Here is a 1,143-nt window from a genome sequence, read left to right as displayed (position 1 = left end):
ATGAGATAAAACTTAGTACAACTGTTATTAATATTTTTTTCATTATCTTATCTTTCAATTTATAATACCATTTATTTAAATCTATTTTAATGAGTCTCAAAATTATTTAACATTGTCCCAAGTTTCATTGAACAATATACTTCAAAAAGATATAGTTCATAATCATTCTCTATGTGCAAAAAAATCACTTCTTGATTTGAAAGAAAACCTTTTATAGGTTCAACTTCATTCTTAAAATTTAGTTGCTTTCTGGTAAGAGAATGTTTACTACCCGTTATAATCTCATATTTTAGCAATCCGATCTTGTAAGCAAGTGTTGCAGAATTGTGGCTGTGTCCTTTTATATGCTGAAGTATTCTTCCTATAACACCTTTTGAAATACCTACATAAAAAGGTCTCATATCATTTACGAAAAAATACAGACCTTTGAAGTCATTTTTGACATTCCCTTCCTTGAAACTATATTCTCTTAACCATTCCTCTTTTATTCTATTGTCCGCTAGAAGTTTTGAAGTCGCTCCAGCTTTTCCCATTCCGGCGCCGAAGTAATCACTGATTGAAAACGAATTTTTTTCAAAATCAATGTTAGCAAACATACTGTCAAAATTATTAACTAAGTCCGAAAAAGATTTTTCGATTTTCAATTGAACTTTTATTTTTTCTAAAATTATATTCTCAATTTCTTTTTCTAACATAAGCATATAATTTATAGATTTTTATTTTAAATATTTAAATTATCTAATTTTTAAACAGCCGCGATAAATGAACAGAAGACATAATTCATATATCCATCACAATTCTTTCAATTTACATCACCGCCTCTGAAACCCTGGGTTTATAATCCTTCGCAATATCAGCAATCAATTTGATATGTCCTGGCGTTGTTCCGCAACAACCTCCAATGATGTTTATTAAATTATCGTCTAAATAACTACGTATTTGTGATTGCATTTCTTCCGGTGTTTCGTCGTATTCTCCGAAGGCATTTGGCAATCCTGCATTAGGATGTGCAGATACATTGAAAGAAGTGTTTTGTGACAAAGTCTGCAAATAGGGCTTCAATAAATCGGCTCCTAAAGCGCAATTGAAACCTACACTCAACAACGGAATATGGGAAACCGAAACCAAGAAAGCTTCTACCGT

2 protein-coding genes are annotated in these 1,143 nt (G+C 31.1%); both read right to left on the bottom strand.

Annotated features, from left to right (window positions below):
• Window positions 1-86: 86 nt before the first annotated feature.
• A complete protein-coding gene (locus EKL98_RS16770; protein ID WP_126563219.1) occupies window positions 87-695 on the bottom strand; it encodes a hypothetical protein in 609 nt (202 codons plus the stop codon).
• A 112-nt stretch (window positions 696-807) separates the two neighbouring features.
• Window positions 808-1,143, bottom strand: a 336-nt coding sequence (locus EKL98_RS16765; protein WP_199740749.1) for a homocysteine S-methyltransferase family protein, incomplete at its 5' end; no start/stop codon positions are given.

Source organism: Flavobacterium bomense (genome assembly GCF_003970355.1).
This window is presented reverse-complemented; position numbering and strand designations above follow the sequence as displayed.